General features: G+C 36.2%; 22 protein-coding genes. 8 read left to right on the plus strand and 14 right to left on the minus strand.

Annotation, left to right across the window (positions count from 1 at the left end; genetic code table 11):
- Window positions 1-41: 41 nt before the first annotated feature.
- Together NZD88_RS18090 and dnaK are read right to left on the minus strand one after the other, a co-directional pair.
- A complete protein-coding gene (locus NZD88_RS18090) occupies window positions 42-1,508 on the minus strand; it encodes a hypothetical protein (RefSeq protein ID WP_259830988.1) in 1,467 nt (488 codons plus the stop codon).
- 394 nt (window positions 1,509-1,902) lie between these two features.
- On the minus strand, window positions 1,903-3,807 hold the full coding sequence (dnaK, locus tag NZD88_RS18095) for a molecular chaperone DnaK (RefSeq protein ID WP_259830989.1): 1,905 nt from the start codon (window positions 3,805-3,807) through the stop codon (window positions 1,903-1,905).
- A 255-nt stretch (window positions 3,808-4,062) separates the two neighbouring features.
- Between dnaK and ppk1 the strand changes: the two genes are divergently transcribed.
- From ppk1 to NZD88_RS18130, 7 genes are all read left to right on the plus strand, one after another.
- The gene (gene ppk1 / locus NZD88_RS18100; protein WP_169236798.1) at window positions 4,063-6,135 is read left to right on the plus strand and encodes a polyphosphate kinase 1; all 2,073 of its coding nucleotides are present in this window, start codon (window positions 4,063-4,065) and stop codon (window positions 6,133-6,135) included.
- On the plus strand, window positions 6,132-7,016 hold the full coding sequence (locus tag NZD88_RS18105) for a Ppx/GppA phosphatase family protein (protein WP_259830992.1): 885 nt from the start codon (window positions 6,132-6,134) through the stop codon (window positions 7,014-7,016). The genes ppk1 and NZD88_RS18105 overlap by 4 nt, the downstream gene beginning before the upstream one ends.
- Window positions 7,017-7,177: 161 nt before the next feature.
- On the plus strand, window positions 7,178-7,831 hold the full coding sequence (locus NZD88_RS18110; RefSeq protein ID WP_259830994.1) for an NAD-dependent epimerase/dehydratase family protein: 654 nt from the start codon (window positions 7,178-7,180) through the stop codon (window positions 7,829-7,831).
- Window positions 7,828-7,980 carry a hypothetical protein gene (locus NZD88_RS18115; protein WP_259830996.1) on the plus strand — a complete coding sequence of 51 codons (153 nt, stop codon included), beginning with the start codon at window positions 7,828-7,830 and terminating at the stop codon, window positions 7,978-7,980. The genes NZD88_RS18110 and NZD88_RS18115 overlap by 4 nt, the downstream gene beginning before the upstream one ends.
- Window positions 7,981-8,182: 202 nt before the next feature.
- Window positions 8,183-11,221, plus strand: a complete 3,039-nt coding sequence (locus NZD88_RS18120; RefSeq protein WP_259830999.1) for a choice-of-anchor I family protein — start codon at window positions 8,183-8,185, stop codon at window positions 11,219-11,221.
- 200 nt (window positions 11,222-11,421) lie between these two features.
- The gene (locus NZD88_RS18125) at window positions 11,422-12,660 is read left to right on the plus strand and encodes an ImmA/IrrE family metallo-endopeptidase (RefSeq protein WP_259831001.1); all 1,239 of its coding nucleotides are present in this window, start codon (window positions 11,422-11,424) and stop codon (window positions 12,658-12,660) included.
- Between the two features lie 14 nt (window positions 12,661-12,674).
- The gene (locus NZD88_RS18130; protein ID WP_259831003.1) at window positions 12,675-13,742 is read left to right on the plus strand and encodes an endonuclease domain-containing protein; all 1,068 of its coding nucleotides are present in this window, start codon (window positions 12,675-12,677) and stop codon (window positions 13,740-13,742) included.
- 153 nt (window positions 13,743-13,895) lie between these two features.
- Here NZD88_RS18130 and NZD88_RS18135 read toward each other — a convergent pair whose 3' ends face one another.
- From NZD88_RS18135 to NZD88_RS18185, 11 genes are all read right to left on the minus strand, one after another.
- A complete protein-coding gene (locus NZD88_RS18135; protein WP_259831005.1) occupies window positions 13,896-15,464 on the minus strand; it encodes a flotillin family protein in 1,569 nt (522 codons plus the stop codon).
- A gap of 31 nt (window positions 15,465-15,495) precedes the next feature.
- Window positions 15,496-16,062 (minus strand): NfeD family protein, encoded by a 567-nt coding sequence (locus NZD88_RS18140; RefSeq protein ID WP_169236805.1) that lies wholly within the window; start codon window positions 16,060-16,062, stop codon window positions 15,496-15,498.
- Between the two features lie 232 nt (window positions 16,063-16,294).
- Window positions 16,295-16,630 carry a helix-turn-helix domain-containing protein gene (locus NZD88_RS18145; protein ID WP_259831007.1) on the minus strand — a complete coding sequence of 112 codons (336 nt, stop codon included), beginning with the start codon at window positions 16,628-16,630 and terminating at the stop codon, window positions 16,295-16,297.
- A 51-nt stretch (window positions 16,631-16,681) separates the two neighbouring features.
- Entirely contained in the window at window positions 16,682-17,125 is a 444-nt protein-coding gene (locus NZD88_RS18150) for a helix-turn-helix domain-containing protein (RefSeq protein ID WP_259831008.1), read from the minus strand.
- Window positions 17,126-17,375: 250 nt separating this feature from the next.
- The gene (locus tag NZD88_RS18155) at window positions 17,376-18,170 is read right to left on the minus strand and encodes a hypothetical protein (protein ID WP_259831009.1); all 795 of its coding nucleotides are present in this window, start codon (window positions 18,168-18,170) and stop codon (window positions 17,376-17,378) included.
- 7 nt (window positions 18,171-18,177) lie between these two features.
- Window positions 18,178-18,942, minus strand: a complete 765-nt coding sequence (locus NZD88_RS18160) for a hypothetical protein (RefSeq protein WP_259831010.1) — start codon at window positions 18,940-18,942, stop codon at window positions 18,178-18,180.
- A gap of 7 nt (window positions 18,943-18,949) precedes the next feature.
- A complete protein-coding gene (locus tag NZD88_RS18165) occupies window positions 18,950-19,711 on the minus strand; it encodes a hypothetical protein (protein WP_259831011.1) in 762 nt (253 codons plus the stop codon).
- A 55-nt stretch (window positions 19,712-19,766) separates the two neighbouring features.
- Complete coding sequence (locus NZD88_RS18170) at window positions 19,767-20,507, minus strand: hypothetical protein (protein ID WP_259831012.1); 741 nt, start codon at window positions 20,505-20,507, stop codon at window positions 19,767-19,769.
- Window positions 20,508-20,636: 129 nt separating this feature from the next.
- Window positions 20,637-22,088 carry a tetratricopeptide repeat protein gene (locus NZD88_RS18175; protein WP_259831013.1) on the minus strand — a complete coding sequence of 484 codons (1,452 nt, stop codon included), beginning with the start codon at window positions 22,086-22,088 and terminating at the stop codon, window positions 20,637-20,639.
- A 290-nt stretch (window positions 22,089-22,378) separates the two neighbouring features.
- Entirely contained in the window at window positions 22,379-22,627 is a 249-nt protein-coding gene (locus NZD88_RS18180) for a NifU family protein (RefSeq protein ID WP_169236813.1), read from the minus strand.
- 47 nt (window positions 22,628-22,674) lie between these two features.
- Window positions 22,675-23,784 (minus strand): Mrp/NBP35 family ATP-binding protein, encoded by a 1,110-nt coding sequence (locus NZD88_RS18185; protein WP_259831014.1) that lies wholly within the window; start codon window positions 23,782-23,784, stop codon window positions 22,675-22,677.
- A gap of 157 nt (window positions 23,785-23,941) precedes the next feature.
- Here NZD88_RS18185 and NZD88_RS18190 point away from each other — a divergent pair, with 157 nt between their 5' ends.
- Window positions 23,942-24,397 carry a hypothetical protein gene (locus NZD88_RS18190; RefSeq protein ID WP_259831015.1) on the plus strand — a complete coding sequence of 152 codons (456 nt, stop codon included), beginning with the start codon at window positions 23,942-23,944 and terminating at the stop codon, window positions 24,395-24,397.
- A gap of 156 nt (window positions 24,398-24,553) precedes the next feature.
- Here the strand turns inward: NZD88_RS18190 and NZD88_RS18195 are convergent, their stop codons facing one another.
- A complete protein-coding gene (locus NZD88_RS18195) occupies window positions 24,554-26,896 on the minus strand; it encodes a TonB-dependent receptor domain-containing protein (RefSeq protein ID WP_259831016.1) in 2,343 nt (780 codons plus the stop codon).

The following is a 26,896-nucleotide window of genomic DNA, read 5'->3' on the forward strand; positions in this document are numbered from 1 at the left end:
TGTTTGTGTTTTTAATATTTTAGTTTAAACAAAAGAATTCACTAATGTTCCAGAACCCATTTATTAAAATCGATGTCTCCAGAAAGGTTTAATTTTTTTCGTAACCGGTATTTTTTAGATTCAACAGTCCTTAATGAAATGTGGTCATACTCCGCTATTTCTTTATTAGAAAAGTTTAACTTTATAAAAGCACATAACCTCATATCATTTAAGGTCAGATTCTGGTATTTTGAAGTAAGGGTATTATAAAATTCAGGATATAATTCTTTAAACCTGTTCATGAAAGAAGGATCAGAATTGATAGCAAGATGAGTCAATTCTTCATATGTACTATCCAATTTTCGTTTAAGTTCTTCCGACTCCAGAACCTTTTGATTTATTAAAGCATCTTTTAGTTTTTGTCGGGTTTTATACCTGGTATAAATAAGGTAAATTACAATACCGCTGATAAAAACAATAGTGAAAAGAATATAATAAAGATTGCGATGCGTTCTTTTTTCGTTTTCTTCCTGCTCGGTAAGCATTTTTTCGATAACTGTATTAACGACTGCTTTCGCTTCTTTTTGTAAACTATCATTCAATTTAGAATATTTTGATAAATATTCATTTTCCTTATCAAGATTATTAAGTCCCTTATATGCCTCTGCAATTAGTTTATAGGATTCCAAGTCTCTACTTCTTAGCTTGGTTTTCTGAGTAATTTTTAAAGAATTTAGCAGGTAGTCCAGAGCTTCACCATAATTCCGCTTTTCTATATTCAATCTGCCAAAAGCCCGCAAAACATTAGCTTTGCCTTCAAGAGAGATCTGCTTTGTGAACAGTAAATCATTTGCCTTATTAATGTAATATTCCGCAGAATCAATATTATGGTCTTTATAATGCCTTTCTGCAATAGTAATGTATAGCATAGGCATTGGAGACCTCATGCATTTATGTTCAATACTATATACAGAATCCATCATTCCCAGAAATTCAAAACTCGATCTTTTCCAGTCATAAATAGAATAAATTCTTTTTTCCCGTTCTTTCCTGTTTTTGATTTTTTCTGCAAACTCCAAAGCTATATTAAAGGACTTGATGGAACGCTCATACAATCCCAATGAATAATAGTTTTTACCATAGGTATAATGTAAATAAGCCAGCAGTTCGTCATCTTCATTTTTTTTAAGTTTTATTGCCGCAATTTCAAGGAATTTCAGACTTTCCTGGTTTCTCTTCATTGCATTCAGAACGTTGGCAATATTGATGCAGCCTCTAATTTTACCTTTTTTATAATTTATTCTTTTACTTGCTTCAATACATTTTCTTTCCTGTACAATCACTCCATTATAATCACCTTCCTTTACCAGCTCACTAAAGACATTGATTTGCATGCTATCAATTTCAGTGACACTGGATTGGGCTTTCAATTCAAAAACCAAAAGAAGCAGAATAAAAAACAGTACTTTGTCTAAATTTGCTTTTTTAATGGTTGAGTAATTTATCTTTTTGAGTAGATATTGTTTCATAAAATATTACATTTTTAAAAGTAGTAGATATATAATGAAATCAGCAAGCTCACCTAATTCAGGTGTAAAAAAATATAACAATAACAGTGTTTTAATTTATAATTTACAATAATTCATGAATATATCCAAATATTAATTATATCGTTATTTAATCTATACAATGAACGAAATAAAATTGTACATAGATAGGTAATTACAGATATTAAAGCTTTTACCTTATATAAAATGATTTATGAATACGGCGAATGTAAGAGAAAGCAAGACTGATCTTAAGAAAAATAGAAAGTGAACCATTTGATAAAAAATTGAACTGGAAAGTGTAAACATAAAAAAACCGCTATAAACTAACGTTTAAAGCGGTTTTCAATTATTTGTTATTATTGATAATCAATAATTATTTTACTTCTTCGAAGTCAGCATCCTGTACGTCATCAGCTCCTGCTGCATTACCTCCAGGGTTTTGAGCGCCTGCACCTGCATTAGCACCTTCAGCCTGTTGTCCTGCTGCATACATTTCTTCTGAAGCGGCCATCCATGCTGCATCTAAAGCTTCTGTTTTAGCTTTTACCTCGTCAACATTTTTAGTTTCGAAAGCTGCTTTCAATTCTGTGTGAGCTGCTTCTACCGCTGCTTTTTTGTCAGCAGAAAGTTTATCACCGAATTCTTTTAACTGCTTTTCAGTCTGGAAGATCAATCCGTCAGCTTTGTTGAAGATTTCAACTTCTTCTTTTCTCTTAGCATCGGCTGCAGAGTTTTCCTGAGCTTCTTTCTTCATTCTTTCGATTTCTTCGTCAGAAAGACCTGAAGAAGCCTGGATCTTAATTGTTTGTTCTTTTCCAGTTCCTTTATCTTTAGCAGAAACACTTAAGATACCGTTAGCATCAATATCGAAAGTTACTTCGATCTGAGGAACTCCTCTCGGTGCTGGTGGAATATCAGAAAGATCAAATCTTCCGATCTCTTTGTTATCGTTGAACATTGCTCTTTCTCCCTGTCCTACTCTGATGCTTACCGCTGGCTGGTTGTCAGAAGCTGTAGAGAATACTTCAGATTTTTTAGTTGGGATCGTTGTGTTGGCATCAATTAATTTAGTGAACACAGAACCCATAGTTTCGATACCTAGAGAAAGCGGTGTAACGTCAAGAAGCAATACATCTGTAACGTCTCCTGTCAATACTCCTCCCTGAATAGCAGCTCCAACAGCAACTACCTCATCCGGATTAACTCCTTTTGAAGGTTTTTTACCGAAGAATTTTTCTACTTCTTCCTGAATGATCGGGATTCTTGTAGAACCACCTACCAATAGTACTTCATCGATATCAGAAGTTGATAAACCTGCGTCTTTCAATGCTTTTGCTACCGGCTCCATAGATCTTCTTACAAGATCAGAAGCTAATTGCTCGAATTTAGCTTTAGTTAAAGTCTTCACTAAGTGTTTAGGACCTGTAGCTGTAGCCGTGATATATGGTAAATTGATTTCTGTCTGAGCAGAAGAAGACAATTCGATTTTTGCTTTTTCAGCAGCTTCTTTTAATCTCTGAAGTGCAATAGCATCAGTTTTTAATTCTACCCCTTCTTCAGCTTTGAACTCATCTGCCATCCAGTTGATGATCACATCATCAAAGTCATCACCTCCTAAGTGTGTATCACCGTTCGTAGACAATACTTCGAATACACCGTCACCTAAATCAAGGATCGAGATATCGAAAGTACCTCCTCCAAGGTCATATACAGCGATCTTCTGATCTTTGTGGCTCTTATCCAAACCGTAAGCTAATGCAGCAGCAGTAGGCTCGTTGATGATTCTTTCTACAATAAGACCTGCGATTTCTCCAGCTTCTTTAGTAGCTTGTCTCTGTGCATCATTGAAATAAGCCGGAACAGTGATTACCGCTCTTGTTACTTCATGTCCAAGATAGTCTTCAGCAGTTTTCTTCATTTTCTGAAGCGTCATTGCAGAAATTTCCTGTGGTGTATATTCTCTGTCGTCGATTTTTACTTTTACGGTATCATTTGGTCCTGCTACTACTTCATAAGGTACTCTTGAGATTTCTTTAGCATCTTCTTTAAAATGCGTTCCGATAAATCTTTTGATAGAGTATACAGTTTTCTTTGGATTGGTTACAGCCTGTCTTTTTGCAGGATCCCCTACTTTTCTTTCACCATCTTCTGTAAACGCTACGATAGATGGAGTCGTTCTTTTACCTTCAGCGTTAGGGATAACAACAGGGTCTTTACCCTCCATTACAGCAACACAAGAGTTGGTTGTTCCTAAGTCAATTCCAATTATTTTACTCATAATATTATATTTTTTCTAATTTTTATATTTTAATTTACACTCTCAATTTCTCAATATCTGTACCATTCAAAAATTTGTGACAAAATGACAGAATCAAAAATACATAGGGTTAATAACGTCTTCCTGATTATGTTAAATTGTACTATTCAAGACAGTTTGAACATTGGATATTTTTAAAAATTAATTAAAGTTTAACTTTAGAAATATGAATTAAACTTCACGAATTGCTATTTTTGATAAAATATATACTTTAGAATGTCAGTACACTTTAATCCGCGAGATATTACATGGCTTGCCTTCAACGAAAGGGTTTTACAGGAAGCCATGGACGAAAATGTCCCTTTACATTTAAGAATACGTTTCCTGGGAATCTTCTCCAACAATTTAGATGAATTTTTCAGGGTACGGGTAGCCGGATTAAAGCGTGCAATGGATTTTAAAGAAAAAGTGATTGCTGAATCTTTTTACCAGCCGCCTTCAAAGATTCTTCAGCGAATCAATGAAATTGTGATGAGGCAGCAGCAGAATTTCGACAAGACCTGGAAACATATTCAGGTTGAAATGGCTAACCTTAAAGTTTCTATTAAAACTTCTAAAAACCTCACGGCCAAGCAGAAGGAATTTGTAAGGCAGTATTTTGATGAAGTGGTGGAATCTAATGTGATCCCTATCTTACTTCACGAAAACACCCCGATGCCCTATATGAGGGATAAAAGTCTCTATCTGGGTGTTGCGATGAGAAAGAAAGACTGGCAGTATTCCAGCAATTATGCAATTATTGAAATTCCGTCACGTTTTGTAGGAAGATTTGTCCTATTGCCAACGGAAGATCCGGAAGAAAAAAATGTCATGTTGCTTGAAGATGTCATCACCTTCAATCTTCCCCATATTTTCTCTTACTTCGGGTATGACGAATTTGCTGCCAATGCTTTTAAAGTAACTAAAGATGCCGAGCTGGACCTGGATAATGACATCCGTACCAACTTCGCAGAAAAAATAGAAAAAGGACTTAAAAACAGGAGAAAAGGAAAGCCTACCCGTTTTGTTTTCGATAAAGATATGGACAAGGCGCTATTGGAGCTTCTTATCCGAAAATTAAATTTAACGAAAAAAGACAGCATCATTCCGGGAGGAAAAATTCATAATTTCAAACATTTTATGGATTTTCCGGACGTTTTCGAAACGTATGAAAGACCGGTGGAAAGATCTTCTTTCACCCATCAGGCTTTTGAAAATGGTGAAAGAGTGACCGATGTTATTTTAAAGGATGACGTTCTTCTTTCTTTCCCTTACCACAAATACAATCCTGTGATTGATCTTCTCCGTGAAGCAGCCATGGATCCTGATGTAAAATCTATTCAAATTACAGCGTACCGCCTTGCCAGCAGCTCAAAGATCAGCAATGCCCTGATTTATGCTGCGAGAAACGGCAAAGAAGTAACGGTAATGCTGGAACTTCAGGCAAGGTTTGATGAAGAATCCAATCTTAAGTGGAAAGAAATGCTGGAGCCTGAAGGAATCACTGTACTTGTAGGTATTCCCAATAAAAAAGTACACGCCAAACTATGTGTAATCAAAAAAAGATCCCACAACAAGACCCTCCAGTACGGTTTTGTAAGTACCGGGAACTTCAACGAAAAAACGGCAAAGATTTACGGTGATCATTTATTGATGACCTCAGACCGTGGTATCATGGCAGATATTAATAAGGTATTTAATGTATTGAAAAAACCAAAAGATGATTTTCTGCCGGTATTGAAGACCTGTAAAAATTTATTGATCTGCCCGCAGTTCATGCGTGAAAAAATTGTACACCATATCGATAAGGAAATTGAAGAAGCTAAAGCCGGAAGAAGAGCCGAAATCATTGTCAAAGTAAACTCTATGAGTGACAGAGCTTTGATTGAAAAACTCTATGAAGCGGCACAGGCAGGTGTGATCACAAGAACGATTGTAAGAGGGATCTACTGCCCCGTCAATCAGAAAGAATTTAAAGAAAAAATAAAAGCGATAAGTATTGTTGACGAATACCTGGAACACGCCAGGGTAATGTACTTCTACAACAAAGGTGCAGAAGACCTGTACATCTCATCTGCCGACTGGATGACCCGAAATCTGGACTACAGAATTGAGGCTGCCGCGAAGATCACAGACAAGAATCTTAAGAAAGAATTGAAAGATATTCTCGACATTCAGTTGAGAGATAACGTAAAAGCTCGTATTTTAGACAAAAAATTGGGCAACGAGTATGTCAGGAATGATAAAAAGGAATGCCGTTCTCAAATAGAAACCTACAAGTATTTAAAAGCTAAAACAAGCAAGAAATGAAGATTGCAGCGATAGATATAGGAAGCAACGCCGCCAGACTTCTGATCAATGAAGTAAAGATCAGCAACAGAAAACCTGAATTTATAAAACTTAATCTTTTAAGAATCCCTTTAAGGCTGGGCATGGATGTTTTCACCATGGGGATGATCGGTGAGGAAAGGGAAAAAATGGTCATTGATTCGATGAAAATTTTTAGCGACCTTATGAAGATCTATAAAGTAGAACATTACCGGGCCTGCGCCACCAGTGCCATGCGTGATGCCTCGAATGGAAATGAGATCATCAAGCGGGTAAAGGAAACTTCAGGCATCAATATAGAGATCATCTCTGGTGATGAGGAAGCCACACTTATTTATGAAAACCATGTTGCAGAAGGCCTGGACAAAGAATTCGCCTATCTTTATATTGACGTGGGAGGAGGTTCCACAGAGCTTACCTTTTACGAAAATGGGAAAATGGTCTATGAAAAATCCTTCAATATAGGAACCATACGACTTCTGAACAACCTTGTAACTCCGGAAAACTGGGAGGAAATGAAGGATGAGATCAAGCAAAATATTGTCAGTAAAAGACCTATCGTAGCTATCGGTTCCGGAGGAAATATTAATAAAGTTTTCTCCATGAGTAAGACCAAAGACGGAAAACCGATGACCCTCGCCCATCTAAAAAAAGTGTATAAAGAATTTAATGAACTTTCTGTAGAAGAAAGGATGACCAAACATACTCTGAGAGAAGACAGAGCCGATGTTCTTGTTCACGCTTTGAGAATCTTTAATAATGTCATGTCATGGTCGGATATCAACAGAATCTTTGTTCCTAAGATTTCCGTAGCAGACGGATTGATTCACAATATTTTCAGCCAGCTGCACGAAAAAAAATAAATTTTTTCCCCAATATATTTAAAACCAGTCATCTTTTGACTGGTTTTTGTTTTATGTAAAAACTGTGCTTCAATATTATCTTTAAAAATGTGAAATTTTTACTGTAAATTTAAAGTAATACCAAAAGTTAATACGTTATACATAATATCAACAGAAAAAAAATGAATCCGATCAAAATAATTCTCACGGGAGCAACCGGTATGGTAGGTGAAGGTGTTTTAATGGAATGCCTTGAAAATCCTGCCGTTTCTGAAATATTAAGCATAAGCAGAAAGCCTTCCGGAAAAACACACGCTAAACTCAAAGAATATTTAGTTACGGATTTTATGGCCATAGATCTTCACGATGAAAACCTGAAGGGATATGATGCCTGCTTTTTCTGTGCCGGGATCAGTAGCGTAGGCATGAGCGAGGAAGACTATACGAAGATCACTTACGACACTACCCTTCACTTTGCTCAGGCAGTTCTGAATCAAAATCCGGATATGGTATTCAATTATGTTTCCGGAGCGCATACAGACAGTACGGAAAGCGGAAAGCTAATGTGGGCAAGAGTAAAAGGCAGAACAGAAAATGCTTTGAAGAAACTGGGTTTTAGAAACGCGTTCAATTTCCGCCCGGGATTCATGAAACCCGTTGAAGGTCAAATCAATGTAAAATGGTTCTTCAAACCTTTTATTTGGCTTTTTCCTGTTTTTTTACCTTCAAAATCATTAACTTTACACGAAGTGGGCAGAGCAATGATCAATGCCGTACATAAGGGCTATCCTACGTCTGCTTTGGAAATTAGGGACATTAAAAACTTAACTATATGAGAGAAATGGTAAAAAGAATTGTTCTGGTTGTCTTTATACTTTTGGTTCTGACTGCAATTTCAGGTTTTTTCTATATGCAGAAAAATCCTCTTGAAGGAAAATCTTCTGTAAAAAAAACATTGAACCTCTCAGGAAATCACTCAAAATAGATGAAAAAATAAGTGGGAAACGCAAATAAGCGAGTTTGCTTATTTGCAAATTGCCGTTACTATTCATTTTTATCTTTTTAAAGTTCTACATTTTCACCTTCCATAGTCTTTGTTACCTTTTTATTAAACATTTATTAAAATTCCATTAAAATACTTGCGAAGTATAAAGTTCATTTTTGCATACATCTAATGCAAGTAAAAAATGACCAACAACTATCTTTTAAAAGGATCTGTCATTGCCGCATTCTTCCTTCAGGGCGGACTTTTCGGACAGACCCTAATCCATTACTGGAATTTTAACAATAATGCCTCTTCCACATCTATTACAACTCCTTCTTCCACTCTAGTCAGCGGCTCTCTTGCTGCCATAGCCGGAGGAACCAGCGAAATAGATTTTGCGGGAGGTACCGGACAGAATTTCAATATTGATAATCTCAATACGAGAAACGGCGATCCGTCCGGAACCCATTTAAGATTCAACAATCCGATTGGGGGTGGATTACAATTTAACCTTCCTACAACAGGCTATCAAAATGCCGTTGTAAAGTTTACAACAAGAAGATCCGGACAGGGGGCAGGAACTCAGGCCTGGTCTTATTCAACGGATGGAACTACTTTTGTTCCCTATCAGACGGTTAATCCACAGGATGCCAATCCTCAACTGATCACTTTCGACTTTTCTGCAGTCTCCGGAGTTTCCAATAACCCGAATTTTAAATTAAAAGTAGAATTTTCTGCAACAGGAGGTGGAACGGGAGGCAATAACCGTTTCGATAATTTTACCGTAGATGCTACCACTGCCGGCGGAACCGACACTACCCCTCCCACGACGACCTATCTTCCCGCTCACAACACAAATAATGCTTCCACTTCTGTAAATCCCTCTATTTCTTTTAATGAAAATGTAAGACTTACAGACAATTCCGCGATCACCGATTCTAATGCACAAAACCTTGTAGAATTCCGTATTGGAAATGCTTCAGGTACTCCAGTTCCCTTCACGACCACGTTTAATAATAACAAGATCACAGTAATTCCAACAGCACTTCTTATTCCCGGGCAGACCTATTATTTGTCTCTTAAGCCGAATGCTGTTGAAGATGTAAGTGATAATGGGATTACAACATTAACCTCAAGCACTTTTACAACTGCCGGGACAACGGTTTCTTTAGATAAGAATTTCATTAAGGTGAATGAGAATGCAGGAACTCTGGCATTGAAGATCAATGTTATCAATCCTTCAGCAGCCTCGGTGAACCTTGTGGTAAAGCCATCACCATTTAGTACTGCTAACAGCAGCGACTTTACATTGGCGAACCAAACGATCAATATTACCCCTTCTACGACCAGCTATACTGTCAATATTCCAATCATTGATGATACACTGGAAGAGCAGCAGGCAGAATATTTTGTTCTAAGTTTAGAAAATCCAGCGGGAACTACTATTTCCGGAGATAATACGGCAACGGTTTATATTGTGGATAATGATAAACCTGCCCCCGTTCCTTCTGGACAGATCCAGCTCAACTATATCGGAAGCTTTGATCCTTCCGGAAATAACAACAGCTCCACAGAAATTGTAGTTCATGACCCGGCTACACAGAAACTATTCACCATCAGCTCGATCACGGATGTTTTTGACATTATTGATTTCAGTAACCCTACAGCTCTGTCAGTGGTGAAAACCGTAAATATGGCTCCATACGGAGGAATCACAAGTATTGCTGTTAAAAACGGTATTATCGCCACCGCTTCTCCGAATGCAGATCCACAGCAGAACGGTTCCGTAGTTTTCTTCGATATTAACGGAAACTTCCTGAAACAGGTAACAGTAGGCGCTCTTCCTGATATGGTCGCTTTCACTCCGGACGGAACCAAAGTGATTACTGCCAATGAAGGCGAACCGAATGATGCCTATACGATAGACCCCGAAGGAACCATCAGTATTATTGATATCTCGGGTGGTATAGGAAATCTTACCCAAAGTAATGTCACAACGCTGAACTTTAACAGTTTCGATTCTCAAACTGCAGCTTTAATGGCAACGGGACTAAGAAAAGTAAGAACTAATAATACACTTTCTCAGGATCTGGAACCTGAATATGTTACTGTAAGCGCAGACAGCCAGAAAGCCTGGGTAACGCTTCAGGAAAACAATGCAGTAACGGAGATCAATTTAGCAACAAAAACAATTACCGGAATCTGGGGATTGGGCAAAAAAGATATGAGTCTTCCGGGTAATGGTTTTGATGCTTCAGACAATAATGGTGAAGTGTTAATTGCAAACTGGCCGGTAAAAGCCTATTACACTCCGGATGCGGTTCAGAATTACAAAATAGGAAATACCCATTATATTGTAACAGCTAATGAAGGTGACGAAAAAGATCTTTCAGGATACAGCGAAAGAACCACTGTAGGAGCTGGAACCTATACATTAGATCCTGTACTGTCTCCTCAGGCATCGGTCTTAAAAGCATCCCATAATCTTGGAAGATTCAGGGTTTCCAGTGCGACGGGAAATACGGATGCAGATTCAGATTTTGAAGAAATTTCAGCTTTGGGTGCCCGTTCATTCTCAATTTTTAATGCTGATACCAAACAATTGGTTTATGACAGTGGTGATCGGTTTGAAAGATATATCGCGGCCTATCATCCTCTTATCTTTAATGCCGATAATGAAGGCAACGGTGCCAAAAACCGAAGCCGGGCCAAAGGTCCTGAACCGGAAGGAGTTGCTTTAGCGACCATCAATGGGCAGACCTACGCTTTCATTACTTTAGAAAGAACCGGAGGTGTCATGGTTTATAATATTACTGATCCCAATAATCCTACATTCACAGACTATAAACATTCCCGTTCTACCTCAGCTTATGGCGGGGATAATGGCCCTGAAGGCATTACTTACATTGCTCCGGGTAACACCACAACAGGAAAAGGTTATGTGATTATTGCGAATGAAATCAGCGGAACATTATCCATGTATGAAGTAGTTTCTCCGGTTACATTGGGAACGGGTGAAACAAAAACAGAGAAGGCCACATTCAATGTATTCCCAAATCCTGTAACGAAAGGAAATACGCTATATTTCAACAGAGCTCAGGATTATGAGCTGTATGATATGTCAGGAAAAATGCTGGGAAAAGATAAAAATGCATTGACCATAGACACTTCAAAACTATCTGCAGGCGTTTACCTTTTGAAAACATCAGAAGGGCCAATTAAAAGGGTTATTGTAAAATAGCATATAAATATAATTAAGTTGATGGGGTCCCGGATTTTCCGGGGCTTTTTTTTGATGTGTAAATTCAGTAGTTTTGATTCTTCTAGAAGTTGAAAATAATAAAAACAAGTCTTATATTTATTAAAAAAACTTTTAATATTCCTAATCAGACTATTATTACTTCTTATAATACTTAAATCACAAAAACTAATAATAATTAAATGAATACCGTTTTAAAAGGAGATAGATTTGAAGATATTGGAATCGACCTAATACATAAATTAATTTCACAAGAAGAAATTCTCATAAATTCCAATTTCATTCGAACTTATAAAAAGAAAAAATACAACTGTAAATCGAGAGAAGGCACAGTTGAATTTGATTATGTAATAGAAGTTTGGCCACCAAATGCAGAAAGATTCTCAATCATATATTTCATTGAATGTAAAGATTACAAAAATCGAGTTGGAGTTAACCAGCTTAAAAAATTCCACAATGATATACAAGAAGTTTCCGGAGCAAACGCTAAAGCAATATTTATAACTAAATCACTTTTACAACAAGGTGCAAAGAGCTATGCTGAAGCAAATGGATTTATGGTTATTCAAGCAAATGATATAAACAATTATAAAATAATATATCATAAAATTAACTCAAAAGAAATCTCTATTCCAACATTGTATGGTCCAATTGAAGATCTAGGAATTTTAGGATTAACAAAGATTATTGATAATCATATTAAAAAGGCTTGTGAAGAATTCACTTCTGGAATTAGCTATAATATTGATAAAATTAATAAGGAAAGCATTGAAGAAATGTGTAATTTAGAAATTAATCAAATCAATTCTAAAATTTTAGCTCAAGCAAAAAATTTGGACATTGATAGCTTGAAAAGTTATATCAATGAAAAATATGGCATTCATATTACTTATACTGATAAATTTGATTTGCTAGGTTCTTGTGATATAGATAATAATACTATTTCATTAAATAAAAATATACGAAATACAAAAAGAGAGCTGTTTGTTTTATGTCATGAGTTTGGGCATTACAAGCTACATCAAAATTTAATAATTGATCAAAATACATATAATAATTTTAATGAAAGTGAATATAATTTTAAAATAGGAAAACATTCGCTTATAAATCCCAGACATTGGATTGAGTGGCAAGCAAATTATTTCTCAATAAATATGATATTACCCAAAACATCCATTTTAGCAATGCTTTGGCGAAATCAGCAAAAGCTTGGAATAAATAAAGGTATATTGTACCTAGATGATCAAAAAGACAACTACTTAAACTACCAAACATTATTATATAGATTAAGTGAGTATTTTAATGTTACCCGCCCTAATATTCTATATCGTCTGAAAGAATTAAACCATTTTAAGAATAATTCAAATTTAAAATCAGCAAAAGAGATCTTAGAGCAGATGCAAATGGATTATCATATATAATAACAATTAATATAATGATTCAAAATAGACCAAAATTTTTAAAGAAGAATTTAAAATATTATAATCATTTTCCAAAACAAAAAGATTTCGACATTGATTTCTTACATATTCCTGCACTTCTAAACTTAGATTTTCACTCATTGAGTGGTCTCTTACCCTTGACAAAATCAAGATATGAGTTTATAACAAAATATGATAAACCTCCTGTAATATTTGTCAATCCAACAGATGAAGAATATGAATATTATGAAAGTATCGGAGTAAAAGAGTTTCAGGCAATAGGTATTGTATTTAACTTTTATGCAATTGAAGACTGTCCTGATGGATCTCTAAAAGGACTTCCATATAATATATCGTTGCTTCCAATGACAGAAAATGGTAAAATAGATACATGGGGTATAGATCTATTAAAACAAATGAATGTTGAGGAATTAAGCCAAGACAACAATCTAGTTTTTACAGAATTCAATCCTTTTCAATCTTGGAAAAAAGGAATAGGTTTGACATATGAATTATTCTCCAATATAGGTTATGATGGATATACCGATACGGTTGGGTTTAATTGGGGAATGTATTTTTTGTCGCCAATCTATGATAAAAAAGAAATAATTTTTCCAGAAAATACAAACTTTAGTCCTATAATAAATGCAAAATATAAAAAATTTAAAACAAATCTTTTTTTTAAAAATTTTACAAATTCACAACCCAGAAGAATATTTGGATGCGACTCGCCTATAGAGCTATTTCTTTTGCAGGGTATGTATCTTGCGAGTTTAAAACCAGTTATTCAGACTAATATATTTAAGACAGGAGATATAATTGCAAATTATTTCGAAATGCAAAATAGCCCAATTTGGATTGGCCAAGATCAACTGATAACACAAGCTGACTTTTATTTTCCAGAAAAACAATTAGCGATATTTTGTGATGGTAGCGACTTTCACGACATTGAGAAAGACAAAAAAATCAACAAATCTCTAGAAAAATTAGGTGTAAAATATTTAAGATTCAGTGGAAAACAGATCTCAGAAGAATTGGAAAAAGTGGTAGAAATTATTAGTTCAGAATATAACAAATTTTAACAAAAAAATAGTTATTAACTAATATTTATTGGATAGTTATTATAATCAAATACTTCAAATCTTTGCATATCCCCGTGTAAAAGTTATTTTAGAATAAAAGACTCGGGCGGAAAGCTTCGCTTTCCGCCCGAGTCTTATCTCTATATTTCAATATTATGCTTTCGGAACTTCAGTTTCCGGATTCATATCATCAAAATTCTTTTTCTCTTTCTTTTCCGGAACGGTTACAATTTCTGTTTTAACCTCATCCTGCTTTCCTTTTAAATAATCCGGCAAATTAAGTCCGGCCATATTAAACAGATCGTTCAATGGGGGTACAGATTTCATCATTCCTGAAACGAAATTAGCCGTAGAGCCATTTCCGTCCTGTCCGTTTCCGCTGTCCCAAACCGTGATTTTATCGATTTTAATATTTTTAACAGCTTCCACCTGTGTTTTAACCAATTCAGGAAGTTTTTCAATTAATAATAACTGGAAGGCGCTGTTGGTATCGCCTCCTGCAGCTTGTACTATTTTATCGTAACCTTGAGCCTGTTTGGTCAGGATTTCATAAAGACCTTTTGCTTCGGCCTCCATTTTAGCAAAAATAGCATCTGCCTCTCCTTTTGCCTGTAATCTTATTTTTTCCGCTTCAGCTTCAGCATCAATAATGGCTTTTTGTTTCGCAATTTCTGCATGTACTACAATATTCGCCTGTTGGGTAGAACGTTCTCTTTCTCCTCTGGCGACCTCTGCTTTCTGTTCTGCCAGGTAAGATTCCTCCAAAGATCTTGCAGCCTGTACTTTTTCGGCAGCCGTTGCAATTCTTAAGGCTTCTGCTTCTTTTTCTCTTCTTTCAGCATCAGAGTTCGCAATGGTGATCTTTGCTTCATTTTCCCCTTTTACAGCGATAGAGTTGGCTAATGAAGTAGCAATTCTGGATTCTTTTGCCGCTTCTGCCTTACCAATAGATTCGTCCTTAATGGCTGAAGCAATGCTGATCTCTTTATCTTTTTGCGTAATCGCAATTTTCACGTCTCTGTCTCTCTGCGTTTCGGCGATCTGAGTATCTTTTTCCCTGTCAGCAATGGCTTTCCCGGTTTCCCCGATCTTAGTTTGCTCAGCAACACTGATGATGGCTTCGTTAATTGCTTTTGCCGCCGCTTCTTTACCTAAAGCTTCAATATATCCTGATTCATCTCTGATATCCGTAACGTTGACGTTGATCAGCTTTAACCCAATTTTCTTTAATTCCGTATCTACGTTTTTAGAAATATTATCTAAGAATTTATCTCTGTCTGAGTTGATCTCTTCAATCGTCATTGTTGCAATAACCAAACGAAGCTGACCGAACAGGATATCTTTAGAAAGTTCCTGAATCTGTTCCTGAGCCAGTCCTAATAATCTTTCCGCTGCATTTCCCATAGAATCCGGTTCTGTAGAGATGGCAATGGTGAACCGGCACGGTACATCCACACGGATATTCTGTCTGGATAGGGCATTGGTAAGATTGGCCTCAATAGAAATCGGTTTTAAGTCAAGATAAGCAAAATCCTGAATAACAGGCCAAACGAAAGCACCCCCTCCATGGATACATTTTGCAGAGCTACCTCCTGTTTTACCGTAAATAACTAAAATTTTATCCGACGGACATCTTTTATACCTAGAAATAAGGGCTAAAAATGTGACGAATAGTACAAGTACAATAACTAATGTTAAAATAAGACTTCCTGGTATTGCCATAAATAGTTTTTATAAAATGGTTGATAATGAATTAAATTTTTGAAACGACAAGGATCTTGTCATAAATGTAGGTAACCCTCACCGAATCACCGGACGGGATCTTTTCTTTTTCTTCCGTCATTGCCGGAAGTTCGTGGCTGGTTCCGTTTACAGAAATGGTGATTTTCCCTTTACCGCTCATATCTGCAGGAATGGTGAGATATACTTCTCCTGCCCTGCCGATGAGGTTTTCCATCTTAAAGGTGTTATCTTCCGTAAGTTTCATGATCTGAAGGATAAGGATAAAGAATAAAAATATAAACCCTGCCCCCACCAGCACGGCAACAAAGATGAGTAGCGACTTGCTTCCTATTGAACTATAGAATGCTACACCACTCCATCCGAATCCTAAAAGAAAATTAATGAGGTTTCTGAAAGAAAATAACTGAAAAGGACTGTCAGCATGACTATCACCACTAAAATCGGAATGCATCACGTCTCCATGACTTCCTCCGACAAAAGTAAGAACCGTTTGAATCAGAAAGATAAAGCTGGCTGCGATGGCCGTATACCAAAACCCCTGATGAAGAGGTTCTAAGTTTTGCAGAAATTCAAACATAGGGTGCGTTTTTAACAAATATAATTAAAAAAGCTCAATAAAACCAATAAAAACCAGCATAAAACACACCTATAAAATATCGATTTGTATGGTTTTAATAAAAGCTAATTTATTTATCGGAAAACGCTCTAAAGTCAAGATAGACAAGCTTTTAACCTCTTTACGGCTTTAAATATAACTGCGAATAAAATTTTTACAGCTAAAGTTTGAAAGAATTAAGATAATCATCATATTACATATTTATATCTTTAAAGTTCTTCTTCCATTTCGCTATTGAATTTCTGCTTAGTTTAAAATGCAAAGCTACCTGCGTATTGTTTAACTGATTTTTTTCCTGATACTCTAATATTTTAATAATAGCTTCCTTACTGTATGAACGGTGTTTTTGATTAAAAACTGATGCTTCTTTACTGACAGAGCCAAAGATTAGGGCATTAATTTTTATGATATCAAAAAATGAAAGTTGTTTTTTATTCAATAATAGCCGACACATCTCCCATTTATGAGGATATTTCAAATGTAAAATATCAGTATAAATTTTTTTATAATCCGGACCTAAATTTTTCATAATCAATTCATTGAAAACTCCATAAACTTCTCTCGTTCTCTTTTTATACATTCAATGATCATTCTGATTATTATACTTACTGATCCACCTATATAAAGTGGTTCTGGGTATTCTGTATTCCTCCATGATTTGATTTTTTGTTTTCTTTCCGGATTCTACAAGTTCAAGTATAAAATCTATTACTTCTTTTGTATAAATATGCTTACGAAACTGTGGAAGCTCGGGTAGTTTTTTGTCATTATTTTTTTTCTCTGCTGCAAAAGGTGGCGAATACAGTATCAAATGTTGAGAATAGATTCTAAAGAAATCATACCCTAATAATTTGCTCCATCTTAATAACAGATAAGAATCCATACTTTCAGACTGAAGCATCAGATTAATTTCTATCTCTGAACATTTGAAAAAGGCACAAATACGAGACATTTCCATTTCACACACATTTACACGCTGCTGAACCAGCACCCCTACATGGATATTTTTTAATTTATCTGACATCTTACAATCTGTTTATAATCCTGACGGAATTGATATATAATCATTTGAAATAGCTTCCATACTGTAACCACCTAAGATGAAGTCGAGCTAAAAACCTATTGATTATCTCTTCCGGCATGTATATGAAGTCTTGACTATGAATTTCCCTTATTAATTCTTATGTTTTTTTTAAAATATAATCGAAAGTAGCCTCTCCTTTACACTATTTAAGGGATGAATAAATAAAAGATAAAGAGACTACATGAAATCATCAGAAATGTTTTCGTAGGGTGATATTAGAATTTGTGTTGGTCGACAAAGTACTTGATACATTATCTCTCACCCTATACTGTACTTGTATCTGAGTCCCTACAGGCAGTGTGCCCATCCAATATAATGGCATACTCCCCTGAAAACCACCTGCACTGGTCCCAAAATAAGATGCCGCCAACACTGTAGAGGTGGTAACATTTATAATGCGGGCTCCAAAAGATTTTAAAGTACCACTATTAGAAGATAAATTTAATTCTGCACTTCCGGAAAAAGAATACAGTCCCGTTGCCGGTATCGTAAAAGTACCCGCGTTGTGAGTATTATTGGTATCTATTTTTTCCGTAGAAAAATTCATTGTTGTCCAAGCTGAATAGGCTGATGCCGTATAGGCTGATGATACTACTGCCGGTATTCCTGAAAACACGATTTGGGTGATATTTTTATTATTAATTTCTGCCCGGACATCAGAAACTTCTCCGATACTTTCCCATTGGGTTCCTGTCCATATATAAAAAGTATCTTTAATAACATTCGATGGTGAAACACCAGCGTCTGCTATATTATACACCAGCATTCCTTCATCCGGTGAAACGGCAGAAGATGTTACCGGAATAGTAGTGGTATCATTAATTCCTAAAAGCTGTACCCGCGGCATTAATAAACCTTTGGAAGTACTATACAAATCTAATACAGTGGATGAATCAGGATTCGCCAAACCAATTCCCACCTGCGACCTTGCCATAACACTAATGAAAATCAGTGTTGTACATATACTTTTAAATGGTAATTTCATTGCTTAGTTATTGATATTTATAAATATTGAGTGTTCCGGATTCCATTCTGTAATTATTGGCAGTGAATATATATTTAAAATTAAGAAGCTCATTCACCGTTAAATTCTGAGTAGTAGTTAAAGTGGTATACATTCTGTTCGTAAGAGGATTAAAGCCCCCAAAAGCTGTAGCTATTAATGTTGTGGTACCGGCTTTATATAAATCTAATAATGTTGTTCCACCCGCATTGCCTGTATTGGACATATTGGCAATAAATTCTATCATATAAATTCCTGTAGCAGGAATTTTATATTCACTGGTCGAAACATTCCATCCTGAGTATTTATCCATAATAATTTCAGGAGTAGTCAAGGTAAGATTTACACGAGAGCCTCCAAATGCACTACCTAAAGGAGTAATAGGTTTCTGTCCAATAGCTGCACTAAAAATAAGTAAAGGAATCTGCGAAGATGAAATAGCAGCTTCGGTTGCTGTAGGTGTTGCCTGAGAATGATATTGATTGTCACTGCCCCAATACGTAATTCCTTTTGCTATATTATTGACAATATCTGTGTTGGTATTATAGATCATGAGTCCTGATACAGGAGATACAATAGGGATTGTCGTACTCGTTCTGGATGTTATTGAAAGATTTGGAATCCTTAGCGCTTTATTATTAGCATCAAGTTTAAGAATTGCGGCAAGAGACACATTGCTGGATCCTATTACGACCTGAGCATTACTCATGATCATCATTAATCCCAAAAACGCACTTAATAGTCTTGTATTCATAATTCAATTAGTTAGATGTTCTTGAAATTGAAACATTAGGATTAGTTATCTGAAAATCAGCATTGGAAGATTGTGCAGCAAAAGAAATAACATCTCCAGCGACTAGTTTTACATTGCAGCTGCTGGAAACGCCTCCAAACTGATGAACCTTGGCTGCACCATAGGTACAGATGGTACTTCCATTCTTTCTTACGTACACGGCTGCATGACCTTGCGTATCTCCGGACACATTCCGAATATCCACATTAAACGAGATCACATATCCCCCCGCTTGCTGAATTGTATACCCAGTGTAGGCTCCTGAACTCCCCTGAACTCCTGCTGGTGAATTTTGGTATAGCGTATTGAAGGTGATATTAGAAATAGTATCTGCAGCAATACTTGAGGATATCGCCATATTACTTGCTGCAAACACGGGAGTTATAAAAGGAATTTTATTGACTTCCGTTTTTACGTTGGTCTTGGTCCACATTTTCTCCCAGGTAGTGCCATTATATGCGTAAAGGCCTTTATCTACTGCTGAATTTCCTGAACCTGCGACTGCTTTATTATACACTATAAAACCGGTTTTAGGATTGGGAACCGTAAGAATATCAGCGGTAGAAGTAAGAGATACTATCGGCAGTTGAAGCCCCTTGTTGGATGCTTTAATTTCCAAAATTGCTGAGGGATCCGGGTTGCTAGTACCTATTCCCACACCACCTTGCTGAGCACTATAAAAACATGCTGCACAACTGAGCTGTAATAATATTAGCTTATGTTTTTTCATCAAAAAAAATTGTAAAAGGAAATTATACTGTTTATGAAAAGGTATGATTATGCAATTATTTTAACCTTCTTAACGAAACTTGGGTTACTGGTCCTGAACCACTGCCACCACTGCTTAAAGCCCTCATTGTCAAATTACCGGCAGAACTAGCCATTCTAAAAGAATAGGTATTGGCTGCCAGCATAGGAATGGAAGTAATCAGAGTATACGTCTGCACACCTCCTACTGAAGCAGTGTAATCATCATTTACCCGGGCAACCCAGCGATTTGCCGTATCATCCCAAATACCGATAACAGGATTAGTAGGGCTTATTGTAGAAGAAAGCTGGCCGTTCATCATAACCTGATAAACTCCGTTGGAAGAAACTTTAAAAGAATTGGTACTTGCACTTCCTGTAAAAAGGTTCTCGTTATCGATAATCTCACTATTTAAATTTCCAATAGTCAATGGTACTCCAGAAGTTGTTGTGGTAAAATCCGATGTCATCTGTACCGTAATTTCCTGGGCTACCAGAAACTGACCTGCAACTGCAATTACCGTTCCTGTAGAAGTAGGAACCCCCGCAATAGTTTCCCAGACAGGAGCCTGCCCGGGTCCATTGGATTTAAGAACCTGGCCACTGAGCCCGGCACTACCCGGTGTGGAGCTACTTCCACCAACGCTGAATTCATTTGTGACCTGTAGTGCTCCGTTAACATGTAGATTTTTTTGGGGAGTGGAAGTATTAATACCTACTTGGGAATACATCACACTTAAAATACTCAGTCCGAGTATAGATAATAATTTTTTTTCCATTTTTTAGTGTTTTAAGAATCGTATAATTCTGTAACAAAACAAATAAAGTCTTGTGGAAAAACAAAAAAATGAGCTATCACATAGATATCTCATTTTCATAACACACTAAAAATCAAATGAAAACAAAATTTAACTCCATTTATCCATCCATTGATAAATATCATCATCTGAAGGTATATTCAATTTTTTTCTAAGTCTGTTTTTGCGTATTTGTATAGCACGTGGGGTAACAAAAGTATAAGTAGCGATTTCTTTAGTGCCAAAATTTAGTTTTAAATAAGCACAGAAAATGAGCTCCGAGTTTTTAAGATTAGGCTCAATATGGAGTATATTTTGATAAAAATTGGGATACGCTTCTTTGAATTTACTTAAAAAGTCCGGAGAATTTTCTTTTGCCAACAGTATAACTTCTTCCTGAATCTTGTCCAGCCTCGTATCATGAAGGGCATTTATTTGCTGTTCCTGCAATCGTATTTCCTGTTCTTTCTGTTCAATAAACTCACTTTTCCTTTTTTTGATCCTCGCAATACTTATCCCGGCTATAAGTAAAAGGGTAACAGAGATCATAATTATAAACCACACCGATCTTTTTACATCATTAACCTTATTCTCTGTTTTGGTTGTTTCGGCTGAAAGCCTGTCAGCAGAAATCTGTACACCTTCCTTTCTGGTTTCTGCGAGGCTGTCCTTAGTCGTAATATGCTTATCAATATATAAAAGTTCTTTCTCCCGGTCTCCGAGACATCTGTAATTATCTGCAATCAATTTATATAACGAAATCCTGTCTTCAATTCTTTTTTTTCGTGTCACTATTTCCAGGGCGTCAAAACAAGAAGTCAAAGACTCATTACATTTTTTCTGCCAATGTAAAATTTTAGCTTTTTGGGAAAGGGCAAGATATAGATAGGGAGACTGTAATTTTTCGGCCAGTTTTATAGCATCCGAATTATAGTAATAGACTGAATCTACATTCTTCGTAAAATTCTTATGATAATCAGACAGATTCAAATACAGAAAAAGGTTGTGTTCCGGCATCGGGTTGACTTTCAAAACAGATGACATTTTATTTAAATAATAATAGGTACTATCCCCATCAACGTCCTCATAACAGGCTGAAAGTTGAATAAATGCAAAAATTTTTTGGGAGATCTTTTCTTTTGAGCTAGGGTAAAGATCTGCTAAAACCAATTCTTTTCTGAACTGTTGTATCGCTTGTTTTTTAAATCCCAGAGCGAGATAATTTCTGCCTATTAAATCAGTGAGTTTAAAATTAAAATCAGGGTTTCTATCTATATACTCCTGGTAGCCCTTACTTTTCTCTAGCCGTTCAATATAAATAAAGCTTTCTTTATAATCTCCCAAATTACATAACCCCGATGCAACCCAAAAGTTCCCCTTTATGATACCTTCATGGTAGAATGTACTTTCGGATAATTTTATCGCCTCTTTTCCCAAATTCACACTTTCGTTATACTGAAAATTTTTGGATTTATTTTCTGTAATATGTAGTAAAGAATCTATCTTTTTATGATCAATATTCTGACCTAAATATAAGGACGAACTGTAACAAAATATCATCATTAATATTTTGAAAATACAAATGGAAGGCATCTTTACATTCATTATCAATAGTGTTAGTATTTATTAAATTTACAAATAAATTCATCAATAATTACATTATCACCACTTAACTCATGTAAATTTTAATCTAAAAAACACGTATCTGTTTTTGTAATACAAAACATTAAAATAGTTTAAGCTCAGAAGAAATGAATCAAAGGTTGAATGGACTAACAGGTATTTTTATTATACATAAACAAAAAAAGACAGGCTGAAAAAACCTGTCTTTAAAAAATATTTCGTGTAATTTTTTACTCTACATTGATTACTTTTTGAATCTCCGGAGCGTGTTGCTTAATGGTATTTTCCACCCCCAGCTTCAGGGTTGAAAAATTCAGCGAACACCCGGAACAGTTACCCAAAAGTTTCACAAAAACCTGGTTATCCTTCACGTCAATAAGCTCGATATCACCTCCATCCTTATTCAGGAACGGTCTGATGCTTTCCAGAGCTTCCATTACTCTCGTTACTGTATCTTCGTGTGCTATATTTGTTTCCATATTTCTTTAGTTCAATTCGGTTTTTTTTCAAACTTAATTGAAAATCATTATTTTTTAGCTTTCGGCGAGCATCCTGCCATGGTCGAAATCTTTACAGCTTCGGTAGGTGGAAGGTTTTTATTTCTTTCCAGAAGGCTTTCTACCATTTTTCTTGCTGTTTCGGTGTAGATTTCTGCAATTTTAGAGCCTTCCTGAAGGGCTGCAGGTCTTCCGACGTCTCCAGCTTCTCTGATGCTTTGAATCAACGGAATCTCTCCCAAAACAGGAATCCCCAGATCTTCAGCAAGATACTGAGCTCCCTGCTGTCCAAAGATATAGTACTTATTATCTGGTAATTCTTCCGGCGTAAAATACGCCATATTTTCGATTAATCCAAGAACCGGAATGTTAATACTTTCCATCTGGAACATCGCAATCCCTTTTCTAACGTCTGCTAATGCTACGTGCTGAGGGGTACTTACGATCACAGCCCCTGTTACAGGTACTTCCTGAATGATGGATAAGTGAATATCTCCTGTTCCCGGAGGAAGGTCGATCAATAAAAAGTCTAGTTCACCCCAGGCTGCATCTCTGATCATCTGGTTCAGCGCTTTTGAAGCCATTGGGCCTCTCCATACAACGGCCTGATTAGCACCTGAAAAATATCCTATAGAAAGCATTTTCACTCCGTAATTTTCAACAGGCTTCATCATGCTTTTTCCGTTCACTTCTACAGAGATTGGTTTTTCACCTTCAGTATCGAACATCGTAGGAACAGATGGACCGTAAATATCAGCATCCAGTAATCCTACTTTGAAACCCATTTTAGCTAAAGTAACTGCCATATTTGCAGCAACTGTAGATTTTCCTACGCCTCCCTTTCCGGAAGCAATAGCAATAATATTTTGAATTCCCGGGATCTGTTTACCTTTGATCTGGCTTTGCTGAATCTCACTTGGTTCCGGAGAAACAATTTTAAGTTTCAGATGAATATCTTCTCCAAACTCACTGGCAAAAGCCTGCTTCATCGCTGCCTCCAGCTTTTTCTTTTCGTGCATGGCGGGAGAATGGGCAGTCATGTCAATATAAACATCATTACCCATGATCTGAAAGTTATTCACCAAATCATGTACCTCTATCTCTTTAAGGAAATCTTGAACCTTTTCTTTCGTCAACATACTAAATATAAATTGTTCACAAATTTACGGTTTTTTTTGATAATTTAGAATCAATAAAATCTATAACCCAATGTGATAAATAACATGACAAAACATACTTTCCCTATATTCTTATCACCATCTTTAAAACACAGTTTCACTATAATACATATGACCTATGAATTCTACTATCTATCCCTCTAAATATGCGTCTCCCAAAGGTATTTTCACGCTGGGAAAAACCAGATTCAAATGGTACGATCTCGCAGAAAACCCTGCTGACATCTCTCCACAGGATCTGAGTAATGCTAAAAATTGCCTTGAAAATGCTGACGAAAATTTCCAGAATAAAGAAGATCTTGGATTTGTCATTATGCACAGGTGTGGCAAAAACTACCTCCTGCTGGTCTGTACCTGGAGAAGCGAAAATGAGCTCTGGGAAAGTGTTTATTATGACGGCTCCGGAACATTTGAAGTCTGGGACAGAAATACAATTCATATGCCTACGTATTGCGTCTGGGAAATGGGAATTGTATACCACGAATCCCAATCATGGAAAAAATTCCTGGGGACAGACCGTTCAGAAATTCACCAACAGCATTATCTGGATGATCTTTTCGAAGGAGAAGTTTAAGGTCGTATATCAATTCAATAGGAACGGGCTTTAGCCCGTTTAACAAATATATCAACGTTCATCCGGCTTTAGCCAAACCCTATTCAACCACAACTCTCTCCAGAAATCTGTATTCAACGGATAAAAACAATACATCTTTTAACGGACAAGCTTCTTTTAGTTCGCCCTGTTTTTCTCATCAAATCTCACATTACGATCTGCCCCTTTTACCTTTTTATTTCCAAATGTGTAGGTTGCTGATAAAGTAAGCCTTCTGGCATCATAATAATTATTGTAATAGTGAGTGCCTGTTGTATAATAAATTTCTCCACGGCTTCTCCCTTGTTTAAAGATATCTGAAACCAATAGATTCATCTGCAGACTCTTCTCCATAAGGCTCAATTTAAGCCCTGCAGTAACAAGTCCTGCATAATTCATATAGGAATTCCCTGAATTGGAAGGCAGCCTGAACCAATAGTTAAAGATCAGTTGTACCGTTTTATTTTTGTTGAGCGAAAGGTTGTTCTGAAAATCAAAACTATAGCTGTTTCCTTTTCTTGATGCAGCATCAGTATCAAAAACTTTAGTTTCCATATAAGACAGGTCGGCAGAATAGTTCGCCTCCCAGAATTTAAAGAAGGTATCAGAATAATTTACAGTAACTCCCATACTGTTCTGATTATAAAAATTAGCAAAAGTACTGATCCTGCTTTCACCCTGAAGATTCACTAACTGGCTGAATGCTTCCACCGTTCTTTGGAAATAAGCAGTTGTTGACAGTTTTCCTTTGTACACATGTGAAATCTCAAAATTATGGTTGATAGAGGGTTTAAGTAAAGGATTTCCGGTAAAATAAGAATTGACATTGATGTACCATCGGTAAGGATTAATTGCGCGGAATCCCGGTCTGTTGATCCTTTTCGAATAATTTAAACTGAAAGTATTATTCTCATTGATTTTATAAGTGACATAAGCCGTAGGAAAGAATTTGCCATAAGAATTTTCAGTCTGCTGTCCGGAAGTTAAGGAATTCCCATTGACTGTAGAATATTCATAGCGAAGTCCTGCTTTTGCCGACCATTTTTCATTGAAATCTTTTTCAAAGCTGAGATAGCCTGCATAGTTTTTCTCATTGTATTCAAATACATTGCTCTTTACAGGATCTGTGACAAAACTTCCATCACTCAGATTCTGATAAGAAATATCTGAGTTGTTATCAAAATTGGTAAACTTAATTCCCGTTTCTACTGTTGCAAATTGATAGGGAAGCGTAAGATCAACCTGTCCGGAATAAATTTTATAATCAACAGAAGAAGGTGTTCTCACTACAAAACTGTCGCCTGAATTTTCCATCGTGGTAAAATCAATCATACTTTCTGGTGTATTGGAAAAATAGTTTCCCGTAATACTTAGCTTATGATCTTGTTTTCCGAATTTAAGATCATAATAAGCACTTACCGTCTGTTGCTGGTTTTTGGCACGGTGTTCCGCATAAGTAGAAAGTGTGCTCGTATATATTCCATCCTGAAAATAATTTGAAGTATTCTGAACATCCATATTGGAATGTCCGAAACCATAATCGTAGATAAATCCTACATTGGATTTAGCGTTAAGTTGATAATCAACACTTAAATTAGCCCCAAGCCCGTTACCGAAATCTCTTCTGTCATCTGAACTCTTCAGCCCGTCTGCGCCTTCTATTGTATAATTTTCATAGGAATGTTTTTGAGTATCATACTGTCTTAATTTCAGTGAGGAACGCAGTTTTTCATTTTGATAATTAATTGTTGCGCTGTTCGAAAATCCTGTATAAGTTTGCTGCTGAAGACTGGTAGTCATACTTCCACTCCAGCCCAGATTTTGATTTTTTTTCAAAACAATATTGATCAGTCCGCTGTTTCCTTGTGCTTCATATTTTGCAGGAGGTGTAGTAATCACTTCGATCTTTTCAATATTCTCAGATCTTAAACTTTTAAGATAAGTGACAAGCTCACTTCCGGAAAGATTCAGCATTCTTTCGTTGATCATCACCGCTACTCCACTTTTCCCTGCAATCGAAATTCCTGTATTATCATCCACTTTAAGCAATGGTGTCGTTGACAGTGCTTCTGCACCATCCATTCCCTGTGAAGCAACAGAATTGGATACATTAAAGATCAACCGGTCCGCTTTTCTTTCAATTAATTTTTTTCTGGCAGTAAGAGTAACTCCTTCAATCTGTTTTTCCTCTTTTTTTTCAAGAAAAAAATCCTGCTTCATATCTCCGTTTACCTTAACGTCTGCAGTTGATATTTCTGTTCCGTTCTGAATCAGTGTTACAATGTAATTTCCATTCTCAGGAAGTTTTAGTGTATAATTTCCCTTTTCATCTGAAATAGCCGTCTGCCTGGTCTTATTTTTTACCGCTATAATCTCTACATATGAAACTGAATTTCCCGTTTGCGTTATTTTCCCTGTGATGCGCTGCGAAAAAGCAAGAGCCGATAGCAGCAAGGCCCCAGAAAGTAATATTTTCCTCAT

The sequence above is a fragment of the Chryseobacterium pyrolae genome (assembly GCF_025153485.1).
Lineage (GTDB): Bacteria > Bacteroidota > Bacteroidia > Flavobacteriales > Weeksellaceae > Chryseobacterium > Chryseobacterium antibioticum.